This is a genomic window from Ensifer sp. LC163 (genome assembly GCF_001695855.1).
Taxonomy (GTDB): Bacteria; Pseudomonadota; Alphaproteobacteria; order Rhizobiales; family Rhizobiaceae; genus Ensifer.
The window spans coordinates 32,478-50,247 of record NZ_MBSS01000066.1 but is presented as its reverse complement, the minus strand read 5'-3'; the positions used below and the strand labels follow the sequence as shown (position 1 = coordinate 50,247).

Sequence of the window (17,770 nt, the reverse complement as noted above, 5' to 3'; positions counted from 1 at the left end):
GAATGAGGAGGAGAAGCATGCAGAACAAGACGAAGTCGCTCATCGGCTCGCTCATGGTATTGGCGATGACCGGAGCTGCCACGGCCCGCGCGGAAGAGACCTTGCGCTTTGCCACCTGGGACACGGATGAAAGCCTGGCCATCCAGCAGGCGATCGCCAAGAAGTTCGAGGAAACGCACCCGGGCGTGAAGGTTCAGGTCGAGCCTTACGCGGATGGTTACGATCAGAAGCTGATCGCCGCCTTCGGTGCCGGCAGCCCGCCCGACGTCATGTATATGTGGAATTTCCCGCAGTATTACACCTCGCTGATGCCGCTCGACGACCTGATCGCGCGCGACGCCGCCGAGGTGAAACCCGACGACTTCCCCAAGGGTCTGATGAACACGACGCGCGTCGAAGGCAAGACCTACGGCATGCCGTCGGGCTTCACCACCCAGGTCGTCTTCTACAACAAGGACATGTTCGCCAAGGCCGGCGTCGAAGAGCCGAAGGATGGCTGGACCTGGGACGACCTGCGCGCCAAGGCCGCCAAGTTCCGTGACGAGAAGAACAAGGTCTACGGCTTTGCCGTCGACGCCAAGCCCGATCCTTACGATTTCGAGCAGTTCCTGTGGTCGAACGGTACCAAGTACATCTCCGACGATGGCAAGCAGATCGACGGCTACATGAACAGCGATGCGGCCGCCCAGGTCCTCGACATGTTCGGCGACATGGCCAAGACGCAGGAAGCGATCACGCTCAACCTCGGCGACGACACCTCGGGCAGCACGCTGTTCAAGGGCGGCAAGATCGCCATGTTCCAGAGCGCCATGTGGTCGAAGGCAGGCATCGATACCGCCGGCTTCAAATATGGCGTCGCACCGCTGCCGAAGTTCGGCGACAAGACGGCGCATTCCGCGCTTGGCGTCTCGGCGATCTCGATCGCCAAGGATGCGGCGCATGCCGACCTCGCCTGGGAGTTCGTCAAGTTCTTCTCCTCACCTGAAGCCGTTGCGATGCGCACCAACGACCTGCCGGTTCGCACCAGCGTTGCCGAAGAAAAGGGCATGACCACGGACCCGATCTACAAGCCGTTCTTCGACGTTCTCGCGACTTCGAACACCGAAACCCATGCGTTCCTGAAGAACGCCAACTGGGGCAAGGTGCAGGACAATCTCGCGCGCGCCATCGAAGCAACGATGATCGATCAGGGCAACGCCAAGCAGCATCTGGATGATGCGGTCAGCCGTTCCAAGCGGTTGATCAAGTAAGCGAAGGGAGTACGGGGAGATGGATATGACCTATGCCGGGGCAGAGCCCAAGGTGGCAAGGCGCAAGCGCTCCGCCATCGCGCACTATGCAGCGCCCTATCTGTTCATCTCCCCGTGGATCCTCGGGTTCCTGTTCTTCACGCTCGGCCCGCTCGTCTTCTCCCTGACGATGAGCTTCTACGATTGGCCCGTGGTCGGCGAGCGAACCTTCGTCGGTCTCGACAACTACCGTTCGATGCTGTTCGACGATCCGCAGTTCTGGGAGAGCCTCTGGATCACGGTGAAGTTCGCGGCGATCTATGTGCCGTTCAACATCATCATGTCGTTCCTGCTGGCGCTGATGCTGCACAACATCACCTTTGCCAGCGGTTTCTTCCGCACCGCCTTCTATCTGCCGAGCGTCATTTCCGGCGTCGCCCTGGTGACGATCTGGAGCTGGATCTACAGCAAGGAATACGGCCTCCTGAACTTCATGCTGTCGCTCGTCGGCATCGACGGGCCGAACTGGCTCGGCGACCCGAACCTGGCGATCGTCGCGATCATCATCGCCAGCCTCTGGGGGCTCGGCGGCACCATGCTGATCCTTCTGACCGGCCTGAAAGCCATCCCGAAGGAGCTGTACGAGGCGGCGACTGTGTCGGGCGTTCCGGGCTGGGCGCAGATGCTGTTCATCACCCTGCCGATGCTCGGGCCGATGCTGCTCTTCACCTTCATCACCTCGATCATCTCCGCCTTCCAGCAACTGACCATCGCCCTGCTTCTGACCAAGGGCGGCCCGCTCGGCTCCACCTATTTCTTTGCCATGTACATCTACGACAACGCCTTCAAATATTTCGACATGGGTTATGCCGCCGCCGGCTCGTGGGTGATGTTCATCATCGTGCTGTTGCTCAGCCTCGGCGTCATGCGCTGGTCAGCCGCCTGGGTCTACTACGAAGGCGAAGTTCGCCAGAACGATGGAGAAGGCCATGCGTAAGACGCTGCTCTATTCCGCGCTGATCCTGCTCTCGGCGCTCTTCATCGCGCCGTTCTACTGGACCTTCATGACGGCGATCAAAAGCACCGCCGACCTTTACCAGTTCCCGCCGGTCTTCTGGCCGTCGGAATGGCATTGGGAGAACTTTGCCGCCGCCTGGAACAAGCAGCCCTTCGGCACCTATCTCACCAACTCGGTCATCGTCGTCGTATTCTCGACCATCGGGCAGCTGATCTCGAGCTCGCTGGTTGCCTATGGCTTCGCCCGCTTCCGCTTCCCCGGTCGCGACCCGCTGTTCATCGTGCTTTTGGCCACCATGATGATCCCGTGGGACGTGAAGATGATTCCGCTCTACATGGAATTCAACATGCTGGGCTGGATCAACACGCTGAAGCCGCTGATCGTGCCGGCGTATTTCGCCGACGCCTTCTTCGTCTTCCTGCTTCGCCAGTACATCATGACTGTGCCGATGGAGATCGACGAAGCGGCGCGTATGGATGGGGCCAACGCCTTCGACATCTATTGGCGCATCCATCTGCCGCTGATGATGCCGGCGCTGGTGCTGGTCGGCACCTTCCACTTCATGAACGCCTGGAACGACTATCTCGGTCCGCTGATCTTCCTCAACGACCAGTCGAAATACACGCTGACGCTCGGGCTTTCGATGTTCAAGGGGCTGCATGAGGTCGACGTTACCTCGATCGCCGCGATCACGGTGGTCCTCTGCCTGCCGCCGCTCGCGCTCTTCTTCGTCGCCCAGCGCTACATCATGGACGGCGCGGTCGGCTCGTCGGTGAAGGGATAAACGATGCTGTTCGATATCGATCATATCCCCTTCAGTCGGAGGGGGCGGTTTCTGACGCTTTCGATGATGAAGGTGCCGGGTGGCGACGGCGCGCGTGCGCTTTATCTCCGCTTCGTTGCCGGCGGTGACGAGCGGCCCTCGCTTGGGCGCCTCTGCCGGGTCGAGTTCCTCGACGCTTCGGGCAAGCCGGCGCAGGCGACCTTCGAATTGACGCCGGAGCGCCTGGTTGCCCGCATCGGCACGGGATCGCTGACCTTCGTCATCGGCGAAGGCGAGCGGCTGCATGTCCGTGGTGAGAACGCCGGTGTGCGCTTCCATCTCGAAGGGTCGCGCTATGACTATGTTTATCGCACGCCGGCGGGCGTCGATTGCCTGGTGGCCGCCGTCGAAAACGTCAAGTTCATCCCCCGCGCGGTGTCGGGCGCCCTTGAAGTCTCCGGTGCCTGGCAGCGCGACCACTCGGCCGACGTCTCCTTCGCCTTCACGGGCACAGGCGTTTTCGAGGGCAATGTCGACTTCTTCCGCACTGTGCCGCCGACAACGCCGCTTGAGAGCTTCGCCGACGCGCTTTCCGGCGTCACTGTCGAGTTCGAGCAGTGGCATGGAAATGTGCCGAGCGGCGCGCGCGGACAGGACGAGGCGCATCGGCTGGCAAGCTATCTGCTGTGGGCAAACGGCGTTCCGGTCGGCGGTCAGCTGACACGGCCGGCGATCTACATGTCCAAGAACCACATGATCAACATCTGGAGCTGGGACAACGCCTTTTCAGCATTGGGTGTGGCGGCTGTTGATCCCGAACTCGCCTTTGATCAGTTCGCCGCGATTTTCGACCATCAGGACGCTTCCGGCCTTCTGCCCGACTACATCAACGATCGCGACGTGCTCTTCGCCTTTACCAAGCCGCCGGTGCATGGCTGGGCGGTGTCGCTGATCGCGGCAAGGCACCCGGATTTCCTGACGGCGGAGCGCAAGGCCTATCTGCGCGATGCGATCGGCAGGCAGGTCGATTACTGGCTGACCTACGCCCGTGCGAACGCAACGTCGCTGCCGAGCTATTTTCACGGCAACGACAGCGGCTGGGACAATGCGACCTTCTTTGCCGAGGGCGGTCCGGTCATCTCGCCCGATCTGCCGGTGTTCCTCATTCTAGCCTGCGAGGCGCTTGCGACCTTGCTTGAGAGCGATCCGGCGCGTGGCGCGGAATGGAACGCCAAGGCGGATGCTTTGCAGGCGCTGCTGTTTGATCGCCTCTGGACCGGTGAAACCTTCGGCGCCCGGCTCGCCGGTGCACCGGATCGGGTTCTGCCGGGCGAAAATCTGATCCAGTTCATGCCGCTGCTGCTTGGCACGCGTCTGCCGAACGAAATGCGCGAAAAGCTTGTTGCCCGTCTCGTCGCGGGCGGTTTCTTCACCGCGTGGGGACCGGCAACGGAAAGCCCGAAAAGTTCGTTCTATGAGGATGACGGTTATTGGCGCGGACCGATCTGGGCACCGACGACATTGCTCCTCTGGGATGGTCTTCGTCGGCAAGGGGAGATTGAGCTGACGCGCGAAATCGCGGAAAAGTTCTGTTCACTTGCCAGCAAAAGCGGTATGGCCGAAAACTTCGATGCGCGGTCGGGGAGGGGCCTTCGCGATCGGGCGTTCGCCTGGACATCCGCAGTCTATCTCCTGCTGGCGGCATCGCTCAGCACAGAGCGGGATGAGGAAAGTGTGTGCGGTTTTCCGCCCGCATCCCGCTCTAACTTATGAGGATCGATCACGTTTATGATTTTGGGTCGAGCCGACCCAAAATCATCGTGATCTAGCAACCCGTGACGAGCCAAGACGCCATGCAGAGACCGACGATCAAGACCATTGCGCAGGAAACGGGGCTGTCGATTGCCACCGTTTCGAAGGCCCTGAAGCATTCGCCTCAGGTTCGCCCGGAGACGCGCGCGATCGTGATCGAGGCCGCGGAGCGCGTCGGCTACGAACTCAACATGCATGGCGTGCAGTTGCGCACCGGCAAGACCTATCAGGTCGCGGCGATCATGACGGCGCCCGGCCCGAAGCAGAACGAGTGGGAAGGCGTGGAATACGCCCAGCTCTTGAGCGGCATTTCCTGGGCGCTGGAAGACAGCCCCTATCGGGTCTCGCTCTATGCAGTCAGGAATTTCGAGGAAAGCCAGGCGGTCATTAAGCAGATCGTCTCGCTGAAGAAGGCCGACGGCATCATCATCTCGGGCACGCGCGCCGACGATCCGCGTATCCGCACGATGCAGGCGGCGGACTTTCCCTTCGTCACCTATGGCACGAGCATTCACAACGCGCCGCATGCCTATGTCGATGCCGACAACGAGCAGATGATCCGCGTTTCGATGGCGAGACTGATCGAGCGCGGCCACCGCCGCATTGCCCTGCTCAACCCATTGTCGGATCTAAGCTATGGCATAACCCGGTTTGAAAGCTACAGGCGCGCGCTCGAAGTTGCCGGCCTGCCCTTCGACCCGGCTCTGGTCGCGCATGGGCGGCTGACGCCGGCCTTCGGGCGGGAAAACGTGCTGACAATGTCGGATCTTTCCAATCCGCCGACCGCCTATATCTGCGCCAATGAGGCCTCCGCGCTCGGCGCCTTCTCGGGCTTCCACGAACGCGGCCTCGTGCACGGCCGCGATGCAGTCATCAATGCTACCGACGATCTGAACGTCAGCCAGTATTTCGCGCCGCCGATCACCACCTACTACCTGCCGATCAGCGAACCGAGCAGCCTGCTCGGAACCTACATCCTTCGCCGGATGGAGGGAGAGCCGCCGGAGGCGCTGCAGACGCTGCTGATGCCGAAGCTGATCGAGCGTTGCGACGACCGCCTGACCCCGAGACGCTGAAGACGAAGAACGACCCGACGGCAACACGACTGCGCCTGGTGATATAAACGTTTATATCTCCAAGGGCGCTCGCATCGAAGACGAAGTGCCGGGTGAAACCGGCCAAAAGCATGACGAAGGACCCGATCTTGCATATGCCCCTGACGAGACCGAACCGTTTCAACGCCGACCAGCAGGAGACCGATATGCTCGAACTCGGCGTCTGCTACTATCCGGAGCAATGGCCGCGCGAGAAATGGGAAGAGGACGCCCGCCGCATGGTCGAGCTCGGCCTGACTTGGGTGCGCATCGGCGAATTCGCCTGGGCGAAGATCGAACCGAGGTCCGGTGAGTTTCATTGGGAGTGGCTCGACGACGCGATCGACGTGCTCGGCAGCGCCGGCCTGAAGGTCATTCTCGGCACGCCGACCGCCGCGCCGCCGAAGTGGCTGATCGATCGCCACCCCGACATCCTGCCGGTCGACGTCAAGGGCGTGGTGCGCAAGTTTGGTGCCCGGCGCCATTATTGCTTCTCCAGTCGCACCTACCGTGCCGAGGCCGCACGCATCTGCGAGGCCATGACTGAGCGCTACGGCAAGAACGCCTTCGTCCATGCCTGGCAGACGGACAACGAATATGGCGACCACGATACGATCTACAGCTATTCGGACGAGGCCGAGCGGGCGTTTCGCCTGTGGCTCGCCGAGCGCTACGGCACGACGGACGAGCTGAACCGGGCCTGGGGAACGGCTTTCTGGGCAATGAACTACAACAGCTTCGACGAAGTCGAGCTGCCGAACAATCTCGTCGAGGAGCCGAGCCCGACGCATATCGTCGACTTCATCCGCTTCTCGTCCGACCAGGTGAAGAGCTTCAACAAGGCGCAGGTCGACATCATCCGCAAGCATTCGCCGGGTCGTCCGGTGACGCACAATTTCATGTCGCAGAACACCGACTTCGATCACTACAAGGTCGGCGAAGACATCGATGTCGCGTCCTGGGACGTTTATCCGATGGGCGGGCTGTTGAACGGCCGCCTCTCGCCGGAGGACAAGGGGCGCTATCTGCGTGTCGGCGACCCGGACCAGCCGGCCTTCAACCACGATCTCTACCGTGCCGTCGGCCGCGGCCGCGTCTGGGTGATGGAACAGCAGCCGGGACCGGTCAACTGGGCAGCGCACAACCAGTCGCCGGCCGACGGCATGGTGCGGCTCTGGACCTGGCTTGCCTATGCGCATGGCGTCGACATGGTCTCTTATTTCCGCTGGCGGCAGGTGCCGTTTGCGCAGGAGCAGTTCCATGCCGGCCTGCTTCTCCCCAACAGCGAGCCCGACCAGGGCTATCTCGAAGTGGCTCAGGTTGCAGAGGAGATGAAGCGGCTGCCGAAGGGCGAGGCCCGCGGCAAAGCCAAGGTCGCGATCCTGCTCGACTACAACTCGCGATGGGCGACGCGCGCCCTGCCGCAGGGCCGGACCTACTCGGCCTCGGCGACGGCGCTCGACTGGTATTCGACCGCCTCGCGCCTCGGCGTCGACGTCGATTTCATCGGCCAGCACTCCGACCTCGACGGCTACCAACTGGTGCTGGCGCCAGACCTTGTCATCGCCACCCAGACCTTCGTCGAGAAGCTGGCGAGGTCGCAAGCCAAGGTGTTGTTCGGACCGCGCAGCGGCAGCAAGACCGAGAACATGCACATTCCCGAGGGATTGCCGCCGGGACCGCTCGCGGCACTCATCGACGTCAGTGTCTCCCGTGTCGAGTCGCTGCCGGAATTCCATGGCGAGGCGGTGCTTTACGGCAACGAGACCTATCCGGCCGGCATCTGGCGGGAAACCGTGCGCACGAGCGAGACGGTGCTGGCGACCTTCGAAGGGGAGTACCGCAATGGCGCACCGGCACTCGTCGGCAACGACAAGGCACGCTATATGGCAGCGGCTGCCCGTGGCGATCTGCTCAAGAAGGCGATCAATGACGCGCTGGGCTGGGCTTCGGTCGAAGCGCTCGCCGATCTCGGCGATCTGCGCATCGCCCGCCGCGGCAAGCTCAACTTCGCCTTCAACTACGGCAAGGGGGTGGCCGAAGTGCCGGCCGGCGCCGGCGCGACCTTCCATGTCGGTGCACGCAAGCTCGGTCCCGTCGACGTCGCGATCTGGACGGAATAAATATCGGGCCGTGGGCGGATCACTCCGCCCACGGCCGTTGCATGACTATTTTGCAAACTCGGTGGTGAGAATTCCTTCGAGGCGGTCATAGCCTATGGCAATGCCGCTCTCCATCGGCGACTTGAGGACGGCATCGCGCGTCTCCGTCGAGGAGTAGACGACGGCAGTCGTCACCGTGGTGCGCCCGCCGTCCTCGACGAAGTGCGTGGTCACCAGTGTCTGACCACCGGTCCAGTCCTCGTCAAAGAGTTCCTCATGCACGATCCGGTCCGGCGCATCGATCTCGCGATAGGTACCGCCCATGCCCATCTCGGTGCCTTCGGTGTTCTTCCAGACATAACGGAAGGTTCCGCCGGGTCTGAGATCGATCTCGCAGACGGGCAGGGACCAGCCGTCCGGGCCGGTCAGCCAGCGCTTGACGAGAGCCGGCTTGGTGAAGGCGTCGAAAACCAACCGACGCGGTGCGTCAAAAGTGCGAATGATGCGAATTTCGCGGTCGCCATGGGCGGTGACGGTCAGTTTGTTCGAGGCGGCATTCATGTCATTCCTCCTTCGTGGTGAAATCGGTGGGTTGCGCGGCCGACGCCTGTGTCGCGCCGCTGGCCTTCAGTTCCTCAAGCAGCGTGTCGAGCCGGGAAAAATTCGCCTCCCAAAGCTTGCGGTATTCCGCCAGCCAGTCGGTCGCCTCAGTGAGCGGATGGATCTCGATACGGCAGGGCCGGCGCTGCGCGTCGCGGCTGCGCGAAACCAGCCCGGCGCGTTCCAGGACCTTCAGGTGCTTTGACACCGCCGGCTGGCTCATGGCGAAGGGTTCCGCAAGTTCCAGAACCGACGCCTCGCCTAGTGCAAGACGGGCAAGGATGGCGCGCCGTGTCGGGTCGGCGAGAGCCGCAAAGGTTGCGTCGAGGCGTTCGGATGGGGTCATTTATATAACCAAATAGTTTTAGAACTTATTGGTTATCTTATGATGTTGTACGAGAGTCAATACGCAGCCTGGGAACGCGATGACACAGGTCCCGCCTATGGCGGGCCAGGTTCATATCAGGTTCTGGCGAATGGTTCGGTTTGTGGATGTCGAAACAACGGAACCGCGTTCCGCTTCTTCGTCACGATGCCACTGCAGCTGATCGTCATGGCGCGGCGCGAAGGAGGGTCGTGTGAGGGGAAAAGGGGAGCCGTCATCGAACGGCTCCCTGTCTGACTTTCAGTTCCGCTTACTGCGCATGCCGTTGCCGCAAAACCGCTGCGCACTTTTGCGCGATATGCTTCAGACTCGCTCGAGCGCCACCGCGATGCCCTGGCCGACGCCGATGCACATGGTTGAAAGGGCGTAGCGGCCGCCGGTTTCTGCGAGCTCAAGCGCCGCTGTTCCGGTGATCCGGGCGCCGGACATGCCGAGCGGGTGACCCAACGCGATGGCGCCGCCGTTGCGGTTGACGCGGCCATCGTCGTCGGCAATGCCGAGATCGCGCAGCGTCGCCAGCCCCTGCGAGGCAAAGGCCTCGTTGAGTTCGATGACATCGAACTGCTCCTGCGTCAGGCCGAGACGCGCCATCAACTTCTTCGAGGCTGGAGCCGGGCCGAAACCCATGATGCGCGGCGCAACGCCGGCGGTTGCTCCGCCGAGGATACGGGCGATAGGCCTGAGACCGTATCTTTTGGCCGCCGCCTCGGAGGCGATGATCAGTGCCGCTGCGCCGTCATTGACGCCGGATGCATTGCCTGCGGTGACCGTCCCGCCTTCCTTCTTGAAGGGTGTGCCGAGCTTGGCAAGCGCTTCCATCGTCGTGGCGCGAGGATGCTCGTCTCGCTCGACGACAGTCGGATCGCCCTTGCGCTGTGGGATGGTGACGGCGACGATCTCCTTTGCCAGGCGGCCGTTGCTCTGGGCGGCCGCTGCCTTCGCCTGGCTGCGCAGCGCAAAGGCATCCTGGTCTTCGCGGCTTACCTTGAAGTCTTCGGCGACGTTTTCGCCGGTCTCCGGCATGGAATCGACGCCATATTGCTTCTTCATCAGCGGGTTGACGAAACGCCAGCCGATAGTGGTGTCATAAATCTCGGCGTTGCGCGAAAAGGCGCTTTCCGCCTTCGGCATGACAAAGGGCGCCCGCGACATGCTTTCGACGCCACCGGCGATCATCAGCTCGGCTTCGCCCGACTTGATGGCGCGCGCGGCCGTGATGACGGCATCCATGCCTGAACCGCAGAGGCGATTGATGGTCGTGCCCGTTACGCTTGCCGGCAGCCCGGCCAGAAGCAGCGACATGCGCGCGACGTTGCGGTTGTCTTCGCCGGCCTGATTGGCGCAGCCGAAGATGACGTCATCGACCGCTTCCCAATCGAGTGACCGGTTACGTTCCATCAGCGCCTTCAGCGGGATTGCGCCGAGGTCGTCCGCCCTGACCGAGGAGAGCGCGCCGCCGAAGCGGCCGATCGGTGTGCGGATGTAATCGCAGATATAGGCATCGGCCATTTATGCGGCCTCCTTGTTGCCCTGGTGGGCCTTCTTCGTGCGGGCATTGATGTCGCGAAGCGTCGCCAGTTCGATCTCGGTCGGCACCGGTGTATCGATCACGTCTTCGGCGAACTTGATCGGCCAGCCGCAGTTGTCGACGATCTGCTCGCGCGTCACCCCTCGGTGGATCGAAACGACCGTCAGCTCCTTGGTTACCGGATCGGGCTCCAGAATGCAGAGGTCGGTGATGATGCGGGTCGGCCCCTTGGTCTTCATGCCGAGGCGTTCGCGATGATCGCCGCCTTCGCCATGGCCCATCGAGGTGATGAAGGGCAGTTTTTCGACAAAGCCGCGTTTGGAGAGCGCCATGGTGATGAAGATGCGGCCGCAATTCGACGCGATCTCCGGAGCGCCGCCGCCACCCGGCAGGCGGACCTTCGGATGGTCATAGGGACCGACGACCGTGGTGTTGAGGTTGGCGAATTTGTCGATCTGCGCGCCGCCGAGAAACCCGGTGGTGATGCGGCCGCCCTGCAGCCAGTAGCGGAACATCTCCGGCACGGAGACGGTGAAGAGTGCCGTATCGCAAAGCTCGCCGTCGCCGATCGACAACGGCAGCACATCCGGCTTGGTGCCGACGGTTCCGCTTTCGTAGATCAGGGTGATATCGGGCGCGTGTGTCAGCCGCGCCACGTTGCAGGCGGCCGATGGCGCACCGATGCCGACAAAGCAGACGTCGTCGTTGGAGAGCTCGCGAGAGGCCGCGATGGTCATCATTTCGTTGGGGGTGAAATCGGTCATCTTCGCCTCCTTAAGCGGCTTTCGCCGGCTTCTTGCCGGCGTGTCGTGCAAAATCTTCCGGCCCAGCCTCGAGCACGTTCTCCTTGATCCAGGCGGTAAAGCTTTCGCGGTCGCGGGCGATTTCATCCCAGCCGATGTAGAAGGCATTCGAGCGTGGATAGTAGCCGTGGGCGTAGGAGGGGAAGGCGCCGCCTGGTACCTGTGAGACCGCGGTGACAGCCCAGGTGGGCAGGACAACCGAGTTGGGCGACGGTGGTGCAAGCTCGTCGACGATTTCCTCGACCGTGACGATAGAACGCCTGGCCGCAAGCACCGCCTCCTTCTGCACGCCGACGATCCCTTCGATGAGCACATTGCCCTTCCGGTCGGCACGCTGGGCATGGATGATGGTCACGTCGGGCCGGATCGCCGGAACGGCGGCAAGCACTTCTGAGGTAAACGGGCAGGTGACCTGCTTGATGTTCGGGTTCACCTTCGGCAGGTCGGCGCCGATATAGCCGCGCAGCATCGCAAACGGCAGGTTGGCGGCACCAGCCTCGTAGGCATTGGCCATCGCCGCATGGGAATGTTCTTCGATTTCCAGCGGGCGCGGCCACTGGTTTTCAACCGCATCGCGGAAGCGGTGCAGGGAGCCGACACCCGGATTGCCGCCCCAGGAGAATTTCATGCCACGCGCAGCGCCGACGCCGATCAGCTGATCATAGAGAATGTCCGGCGTCATGCGGACGAGAAACAGGTCCTTGCGACCCTGGCGGATCACCTCATGTCCAGCGGCATAGGGGATCAGATGGGTGAAGCCCTCCATGGCAACGGTGTCGCCATCTCTGACATTGTCGCCGACGGCCTCGGCGAGTGAAACGATCTTCGCCATGTTTCCTCTCTTCTGATTTGAGCGCTGCCGCCAAGTCGGCGGGAGCATGGTTGTCTGCCGACGGATGGAAAGAGCCGTCGCGTCGTCTCCGGTGGTCTCCATTGCTCGAGCGTGAGCCGGCGGGAGGCCTCCCCTTGCCTGCGATGGCCCGAAATAGGCTCTCAAAAAAGCCGAGCGTCAAACACTTTGTGCGTTATTTGACATTTGTTCGTATATCGCACACGATGAATGCTGTTAGATTGGGGAAGAACGATGAGAGAAACCGATTTCGTCAGCGGTTTTGCCCGCGGGTTGACCGTCATCGAGGCATTTGGCGAGACGCAGCAGAAGTTGACGATCACCGAGGCGGCAAAGATCACCGGACTGGACCGGGCGACCGTACGCCGATCGCTGCTGACGCTCTCGGAACTCGGCTATGCCGACTACGACGGAAAGTTCTTTTCGCTGACGCCGAAGATCCTGCGGCTCGGGCATGCTTATCTCTCGGCGACGCCCTTGCCGGCGATTGTCCAGCCCTATCTCGACCAGCTCTCGGAAAGGGCCGGACAGAGTGCCTCTGCCTCGGTGCTCGACGGCACGGAGATCGTCTACATCGCGCGCGCCTCGCAGAGGCGGGTGATGTCGATCAGCCTGATGCCGGGCTCCCGGCTTCCCGCCTATTGCGCCTCGATGGGGCGCGTGTGGCTCGCCGCCTTGCCCGAGCCGCAGGCGAGGGAGGTGCTCGCCCGCTCCGACCTCAAGGCGAACACGCCTTACACGAGGACTGACACGGAGGAACTGATGGCCGAGATCGGCCGCGTGCGTCACCAAGGCTATGCCATCATCGACCAGGAGCTGGAAATCGGCCTTTGCTCCATCGCCGTTCCGCTTCAAAACGACCGCAACCAGATCGTGGCGGCACTCAACATCGGTGCGCCGGCCGCCCATGTGCCGGCTGCCGAAATGGTCGAGCGCTATCTGCCGCTCCTCAAGGAGACGCAGGCGGCTTTGCGGATCGTGCTGCGCTGAAGCGTGTCGCGCAAAAGTGTTCAGCGGTGCGGCTCGTCGTGCCGCATCGCTATCTCTGGAAGGGCGCGAAATAGCGGACGCGCATTGATTTTCGAGCCGGCGACGAGGCCGGCTTCTGGGAGCGCAATGGTTACCACATGCGTGGCGACCCCTGGCTTGAGGAGCGTTATTCCGCTGACTGACGACCGGGCGTTGTTCTCGGTTTAGCGAGGCGCCCGTTGCGCTCCGCTATCCGCCGCAACCGGGGGCGAGGTAGCAGGCTTTACTTCATCAAATCCATATGCTGTTCGGCCCGGGCCTTGATCAAAGGGTCAAGGTCCGACTTGTAGGGCCCGTATTTCGTGAACATCTCGTAGGCCTCGCGCGGCGGAATGCCGGACGCCCGGATGAAATCCTCCAGATCGTAGCGGACCTCGCCGTTGGCGACACCCTCTGTAAACTGAAGTCCCGTCTGCGATGTGGACATTTGAATCTCCTATATCTGGAGCCCGCAACGACGGTGTTGGTTTCCCGCGGCGGCAGGCGTTGCTAGGTGGCTTCGCTTGTTCACGAAAACGGCGCCAGATGCAGAACTCGGCGCGATGACTTTGAACGCGTCACTGTGGTCTTCAGAATGCGGTGGCGTGCTCTCGGCAAATATACGCGGGAACCACACCGCCGAAGACGCCGAACATACACTAAGGGCTTCAGCAGGTTTGAGGGGCCAGCCGCCTGCCCATGCGCAGGCTATGAGGCGTGCCACTCCGCCTGGCATTCAACTTCGGCCGGCGAAACATACACCATCAAGCTGCCGGCCCAAACTCAGGAGTGGCCTTTACAGGGCATTGTTGCAAAAAGTGACCTTGGCTCCGACGCAGGGCGAAACCGATAAGTCAGGACACGGAATGGGCGGTCAGCATTCGGTGGGCGAACCGGCGGCTTGAAAGCGGGCCTCGAACTCACGCCGCAAATTTCTCCTGACCTCCGCCGCACGCTGGCGTCGTCTTCGGATGCTGGTTGCGGGATTATAAGGCGGAACATTGGTCGGACGCCCCTCGGCATCGACGGCAACCATGGTGAAATAGCAGGAGTTCGTGTGTCTGCGCTCGCCGGTCCGGATGTTTTCTGCTTCGACGCGGATCCCGACTTCCATCGAGGTTCGCCCGGCATGATTGATCGAGGCGCGAAAGGTCACCAGTTCCCCGACGTGGATTGGCTGGCGAAAGACGACCTGGTCCACCGACAGGGTCACCGCATACTCCTGCGAATAGCGCGAGGCGCAGGAAAACGCGACGCGGTCGAGAAGATTGAGCAGGGCGCCGCCGTGGACCTTGCCGCTGAAGTTGGCCATGTCGGGCGTCATCAAGACGACCATTTCAAGCTCGCTGGTGTCATGCCCGGCTTCCACGGCAACTCCCTCTAAGATAATCGCAGCCCTTCTGGACCGATGCACGGGCGACGATGCCAGCATTCCAAGCCATGGTCCAGCGGTCAGTGAGGCGTCCGGCTCGCTCGGCAACCGTAGGACCGAAGCTGGCCAATCGCACGCGGCGGGCCAGCATGGTCGACATCTAACCGTCGAGCATCGTGCTATATTCCGGATGCTTTACCGCGAAGGCGGCCATGAACGGGCATTTGGCGATAATGCGAGCTTGCCTTTGGCGGAGCGTCTCGAAGACCTCACGGGCCAGCCGTGTGCCGAAGCCCTGTCCGGAAAGCGCCGGCGGAACCTCCGTATGGGTCAGGACGATCCTGCCGTCCTCCTTGCGATAATAGGCAACAGCCATCTCGCCGCCGATGGCAAGCTCGAAGCGTGATGCCGCGACATTTTCCCGAAGTTGATCGTGCATTTCCTATCTCCAATCGCACCGGGGATGATCCGGATCTCGGCCGGTACAGTCCCTGCATTCCTATCGATTGAGATCACATTCCGACCTGGGCGAACGTAAGACGGTGTTCGGGAATTGAGAATTGCGATGTTGTCCTGCCAATTCCGAACCTCCTTGATCACGCAGGATGCAATCGTAGCGAACGCTAATGCAACCTCTCTAATTAATGCTCCTGATGTGGTAAAATCGGCTTTGGGAGCAGCGTCGGCACGAGGAAATGCCGGACAACGTTTCAACTTGTCGCATGTCGGTTCGCATGGACGTTGAGATCGCATCTCCGCCATGCCGGATAGGGTGAGGCCCCCCTACGCGAAAGTGGCCTTTCGATAACAACTGGGAATGGGAGGTGTACAATGGTTCGCAAACTGTTTCTCACCTTGGCTGCTGCAGCGTCTGCAATTGCAATCGCTGGAGCCGCGTGGGGCGACATCACGATCCTCGTGCCGTCGGGCAGCGAGGGCGACGGCCTTAGAGCCGCCGCCGCCGACTACTCGAAGATGAAGGGCGCAAAGGTGGAGGCCGTCCAGGCGCCTTATGCCAATGTTTTCGAACAGGGCGCCAATGCTGGCGCTACCAAGTCTGGCGTCTTCGATATCATCCTGATGGACGACCCGTGGATTCCGTTTTTTGCCGAGAACGGACATCTCGAGGATCTGACGGTTTTCTTCAAGAACGCCGGAATGGAGGGACCGGACAGCGATTTTCTTTCGAAGTCGCTAGCGGTATGCCGCAACCCCTACAATACAGGACCCTATGTGTGCCTGCCCTATGTCGGGAACGCGCAGATGTTCTTCTACGACGCCGCCAAGTACAAGGAAGCCGGGGTCGAGGCCCCGAAGACCTGGGATGACGTGCTGAACGCAAGCCGCAAGCTGACCGAAGGCGGAGGTGGCCGTTACTTCGGCTACGTCTTCCGCGGCGGCCAGGGCAATCCCGTGGTTGCCGATTTCATGCCGATCTTCTGGTCCTATGGCGCCGATCTGTTCAATGCCGACCGAACCAAGGTAACGATCGACACGTCCGAAGGGGCCACGGCCATGAAGACATTCATGGCGCTGCGCGACGTCTCGCCGAAGGGAGTCGAGAGCTACAATGCCAACGAGGTCGGCACGGCGCTTGCCGCCGGTGCGGCCGCCTCATCGATCAACTGGCCGAATTGGGTTGCGACCTTTGAAGATCCTAGCCAGTCGAAGATGGTCGGCAAGATCTCTTACAGCCCCATTCCCGCTGGAACGAAACCGGGCAGCTCGGAAATTGGCCACTGGACCATGGGCATAATGGCGGCCTCCAAGAACAAGCAGGAAGCCTTCGACTTCATGGTGTGGGCGACCTCGCCTGAGCAGATCAAGATTTCCGCCACGCGCGGCAATCCGCCTGTCCGAGCCTCGGTCTTCACCGATCCGGAACTGACCTCGCAGGAACAGTTCCGGCATTATCCGGTCTTGATGGAGGCGATCCAGGCCTCGACGCCTCGTCCACGTCATCCGAAGTGGCCGGAGATCGAGAATGCCTTCGGCATCGAGCTTTCCAAGGCCGTCGCGGGTACGATCACACCGGAAGAGGCCCTTAAAAACGCCCAGGCGGCAGTCGAACAGATCACCGGGCTTAAATAGGCAGCGGCTCATGCGGAGCGGGGTCTTCCGACCCCGCTCTCGTGTCACGGCGCCGGCAATCGTCTGCGGTGAGCATACCGCTTTCAAGTGGAATGATTGAAAGCGGATGAGATGCCCTAGATTCAAGGTGCCCGATCGTCCTCAGCGCGTTCAATTGAACGCGCTGAGGACGATCGGGCGGGAGGGACCAATGTTGAAGTCCGAAAAGGAAACATTGGCCGCGCAGCTTCGACCAGGTGGTGGTCTGGAGCGGTGGGCAGAGCGCCATTTGCGCTTCCTCATGCTTGCGCCGACGGTCCTGATATTGCTCGGGCTGACGATCTTTCCCAGCCTCTACATGTTCTATGCCGCGGTTCACAAAATCAGCCCGAACCCCGATCTGCCCTGGGAGTTCGTCGGCGCCGACAATTTCGCCCGACTTCTTTCCGACGCCCAATTTCACGTCGCGCTCTGGAACACGACCGTCTTCACAGTCGTGGCAGTGACGACCGAATTCCTCCTCGGTCTCGGCCTGGCTCTGCTGCTCGATAAATTCATCCGCCGGCTGACCTTTCTGAAAACTGTCCTGATGGTTCCCATGATGCTGCCGCCGGTCGCCGTCGCGATCACATGGAAGCTCATCTATGAGCCTCAGTTCGGCGTCCTCAACGAAATCATGTATCGCCTTGGCCTTCCATTGCAGGCCTGGGCGGGTGACGTGAACCTCGCGATGTTCTCGATCATCGTCGCCGATGTCTGGCAATGGACACCGTTCATATTCCTCCTGATGTTGGCGGGGCTAGCCAGCCTGCCGGTCGAGCCTTACGAGGCCGCCGCACTCGACGGCGCCTCGTCCTGGCGGCAGTTCTGGGATCTGACGCTGCCCTTCCTCAAACCGGTCATCGCCATTGCCTTGCTCCTGCGCGTCATGGATGCGCTGCGTCTGTTCGATCTGGTCTTCATTCTGACGGGAGGAGGCCCGGCCGACCGGACCAAGGTCTTGAGCCTCTATATCTATCAGGTTGCCTACCGTTTCGCCGATCCCGGCTACGCGGCGGCGATATCGCTGTTCGTGCTGTTCGTGACGATCGTTCTCAGCACCTGGTTCATGAAGCGCATGCGGCTGGCGGAATAAC

Annotated in this window: 17 protein-coding genes and 1 pseudogene; 10 read left to right on the top strand and 8 right to left on the bottom strand. The window is 61.6% G+C overall.

The window, feature by feature from the left end; genetic code table 11:
• The first annotated feature begins 17 nt into the window (after window positions 1-17).
• The 6 genes from BC360_RS27825 (at window position 18) to BC360_RS27800 (ending at window position 8,039) form a co-directional block, all read left to right on the top strand.
• Window positions 18-1,250 (top strand): ABC transporter substrate-binding protein, encoded by a 1,233-nt coding sequence (locus tag BC360_RS27825; protein ID WP_065785688.1) that lies wholly within the window; start codon window positions 18-20, stop codon window positions 1,248-1,250.
• Between the two features lie 19 nt (window positions 1,251-1,269).
• On the top strand, window positions 1,270-2,226 hold the full coding sequence (locus tag BC360_RS27820; protein ID WP_065797626.1) for a carbohydrate ABC transporter permease: 957 nt from the start codon (window positions 1,270-1,272) through the stop codon (window positions 2,224-2,226).
• Entirely contained in the window at window positions 2,219-3,031 is an 813-nt protein-coding gene (locus BC360_RS27815) for a carbohydrate ABC transporter permease (RefSeq protein WP_065797625.1), read from the top strand. Before BC360_RS27820 ends, BC360_RS27815 begins: the two co-directional genes overlap by 8 nt.
• Before the next feature lie 3 nt (window positions 3,032-3,034).
• Window positions 3,035-4,783, top strand: coding sequence for an amylo-alpha-1,6-glucosidase (locus BC360_RS27810; protein WP_065797624.1), 1,749 nt, complete (start codon window positions 3,035-3,037; stop codon window positions 4,781-4,783).
• A gap of 80 nt (window positions 4,784-4,863) precedes the next feature.
• Entirely contained in the window at window positions 4,864-5,898 is a 1,035-nt protein-coding gene (locus BC360_RS27805) for a LacI family DNA-binding transcriptional regulator (RefSeq protein ID WP_065797623.1), read from the top strand.
• A 128-nt stretch (window positions 5,899-6,026) separates the two neighbouring features.
• Window positions 6,027-8,039, top strand: coding sequence for a beta-galactosidase (locus tag BC360_RS27800; protein WP_065797725.1), 2,013 nt, complete (start codon window positions 6,027-6,029; stop codon window positions 8,037-8,039).
• Between the two features lie 45 nt (window positions 8,040-8,084).
• Here BC360_RS27800 and BC360_RS27795 read toward each other — a convergent pair whose 3' ends face one another.
• The 5 genes from BC360_RS27795 to BC360_RS27775 form a co-directional block, all read right to left on the bottom strand.
• The gene (locus BC360_RS27795; protein WP_065797622.1) at window positions 8,085-8,579 is read right to left on the bottom strand and encodes an SRPBCC family protein; all 495 of its coding nucleotides are present in this window, start codon (window positions 8,577-8,579) and stop codon (window positions 8,085-8,087) included.
• Between the two features lies 1 nt (window position 8,580).
• The gene (locus tag BC360_RS27790; RefSeq protein ID WP_065797621.1) at window positions 8,581-8,964 is read right to left on the bottom strand and encodes an ArsR/SmtB family transcription factor; all 384 of its coding nucleotides are present in this window, start codon (window positions 8,962-8,964) and stop codon (window positions 8,581-8,583) included.
• Between the two features lie 342 nt (window positions 8,965-9,306).
• On the bottom strand, window positions 9,307-10,512 hold the full coding sequence (gene pcaF / locus BC360_RS27785; RefSeq protein ID WP_065785682.1) for a 3-oxoadipyl-CoA thiolase: 1,206 nt from the start codon (window positions 10,510-10,512) through the stop codon (window positions 9,307-9,309).
• Window positions 10,513-11,295 carry a CoA-transferase subunit beta gene (locus BC360_RS27780; RefSeq protein ID WP_065797620.1) on the bottom strand — a complete coding sequence of 261 codons (783 nt, stop codon included), beginning with the start codon at window positions 11,293-11,295 and terminating at the stop codon, window positions 10,513-10,515.
• 10 nt (window positions 11,296-11,305) lie between these two features.
• Window positions 11,306-12,166, bottom strand: coding sequence for a CoA transferase subunit A (locus BC360_RS27775; RefSeq protein ID WP_065797619.1), 861 nt, complete (start codon window positions 12,164-12,166; stop codon window positions 11,306-11,308).
• A gap of 252 nt (window positions 12,167-12,418) precedes the next feature.
• Between BC360_RS27775 and BC360_RS27770 the strand changes: the two genes are divergently transcribed.
• Together BC360_RS27770 and BC360_RS32905 are read left to right on the top strand one after the other, a co-directional pair.
• Window positions 12,419-13,174 carry an IclR family transcriptional regulator gene (locus BC360_RS27770; protein ID WP_065797618.1) on the top strand — a complete coding sequence of 252 codons (756 nt, stop codon included), beginning with the start codon at window positions 12,419-12,421 and terminating at the stop codon, window positions 13,172-13,174.
• A 26-nt stretch (window positions 13,175-13,200) separates the two neighbouring features.
• Window positions 13,201-13,356, top strand: a pseudogene (locus tag BC360_RS32905) (sulfite oxidase-like oxidoreductase); the annotation flags it as partial.
• A gap of 80 nt (window positions 13,357-13,436) precedes the next feature.
• On the opposite strand, the gene BC360_RS27765 reads toward BC360_RS32905, so the two are convergent.
• From BC360_RS27765 to BC360_RS27755, 3 genes are all read right to left on the bottom strand, one after another.
• Window positions 13,437-13,640, bottom strand: coding sequence for a hypothetical protein (locus tag BC360_RS27765; RefSeq protein WP_065785680.1), 204 nt, complete (start codon window positions 13,638-13,640; stop codon window positions 13,437-13,439).
• Between the two features lie 426 nt (window positions 13,641-14,066).
• Entirely contained in the window at window positions 14,067-14,528 is a 462-nt protein-coding gene (locus tag BC360_RS27760; protein ID WP_065797724.1) for an acyl-CoA thioesterase, read from the bottom strand.
• Window positions 14,529-14,724: 196 nt separating this feature from the next.
• Window positions 14,725-15,003 (bottom strand): GNAT family N-acetyltransferase, encoded by a 279-nt coding sequence (locus BC360_RS27755; protein WP_065797617.1) that lies wholly within the window; start codon window positions 15,001-15,003, stop codon window positions 14,725-14,727.
• 392 nt (window positions 15,004-15,395) lie between these two features.
• Here BC360_RS27755 and BC360_RS27750 point away from each other — a divergent pair, with 392 nt between their 5' ends.
• Complete coding sequence (locus BC360_RS27750; protein WP_065797616.1) at window positions 15,396-16,655, top strand: ABC transporter substrate-binding protein; 1,260 nt, start codon at window positions 15,396-15,398, stop codon at window positions 16,653-16,655.
• Window positions 16,656-16,845: 190 nt separating this feature from the next.
• Window positions 16,846-17,769 carry a carbohydrate ABC transporter permease gene (locus tag BC360_RS27745; RefSeq protein ID WP_065797615.1) on the top strand — a complete coding sequence of 308 codons (924 nt, stop codon included), beginning with the start codon at window positions 16,846-16,848 and terminating at the stop codon, window positions 17,767-17,769.
• The last annotated feature ends 1 nt before the right edge of the window (window position 17,770 follow it).

Excerpts from the sequence above, each read along its gene's own strand:
- BC360_RS27825 (WP_065785688.1), top strand. The coding sequence starts at position 18 with ATGCAGAACAAGACGAAGTCGCTCATCGGCTCGCTCATGGTATTGGCG.
- BC360_RS27820 (WP_065797626.1), top strand. The coding sequence starts at position 1,270 with ATGGATATGACCTATGCCGGGGCAGAGCCCAAGGTGGCAAGGCGCAAG.
- BC360_RS27815 (WP_065797625.1), top strand. The coding sequence starts at position 2,219 with ATGCGTAAGACGCTGCTCTATTCCGCGCTGATCCTGCTCTCGGCGCTC.
- BC360_RS27810 (WP_065797624.1), top strand. The coding sequence starts at position 3,035 with ATGCTGTTCGATATCGATCATATCCCCTTCAGTCGGAGGGGGCGGTTT.
- BC360_RS27805 (WP_065797623.1), top strand. The coding sequence starts at position 4,864 with ATGCAGAGACCGACGATCAAGACCATTGCGCAGGAAACGGGGCTGTCG.
- BC360_RS27795 (WP_065797622.1), bottom strand. The coding sequence starts at position 8,579 with ATGAATGCCGCCTCGAACAAACTGACCGTCACCGCCCATGGCGACCGC.
- BC360_RS27790 (WP_065797621.1), bottom strand. The coding sequence starts at position 8,964 with ATGACCCCATCCGAACGCCTCGACGCAACCTTTGCGGCTCTCGCCGAC.
- pcaF (WP_065785682.1), bottom strand. The coding sequence starts at position 10,512 with ATGGCCGATGCCTATATCTGCGATTACATCCGCACACCGATCGGCCGC.
- BC360_RS27780 (WP_065797620.1), bottom strand. The coding sequence starts at position 11,295 with ATGACCGATTTCACCCCCAACGAAATGATGACCATCGCGGCCTCTCGC.
- BC360_RS27775 (WP_065797619.1), bottom strand. The coding sequence starts at position 12,166 with ATGGCGAAGATCGTTTCACTCGCCGAGGCCGTCGGCGACAATGTCAGA.
- BC360_RS27770 (WP_065797618.1), top strand. The coding sequence starts at position 12,419 with ATGAGAGAAACCGATTTCGTCAGCGGTTTTGCCCGCGGGTTGACCGTC.
- BC360_RS27765 (WP_065785680.1), bottom strand. The coding sequence starts at position 13,640 with ATGTCCACATCGCAGACGGGACTTCAGTTTACAGAGGGTGTCGCCAAC.
- BC360_RS27760 (WP_065797724.1), bottom strand. The coding sequence starts at position 14,528 with ATGGTCGTCTTGATGACGCCCGACATGGCCAACTTCAGCGGCAAGGTC.
- BC360_RS27755 (WP_065797617.1), bottom strand. The coding sequence starts at position 15,003 with ATGCACGATCAACTTCGGGAAAATGTCGCGGCATCACGCTTCGAGCTT.
- BC360_RS27750 (WP_065797616.1), top strand. The coding sequence starts at position 15,396 with ATGGTTCGCAAACTGTTTCTCACCTTGGCTGCTGCAGCGTCTGCAATT.
- BC360_RS27745 (WP_065797615.1), top strand. The coding sequence starts at position 16,846 with ATGTTGAAGTCCGAAAAGGAAACATTGGCCGCGCAGCTTCGACCAGGT.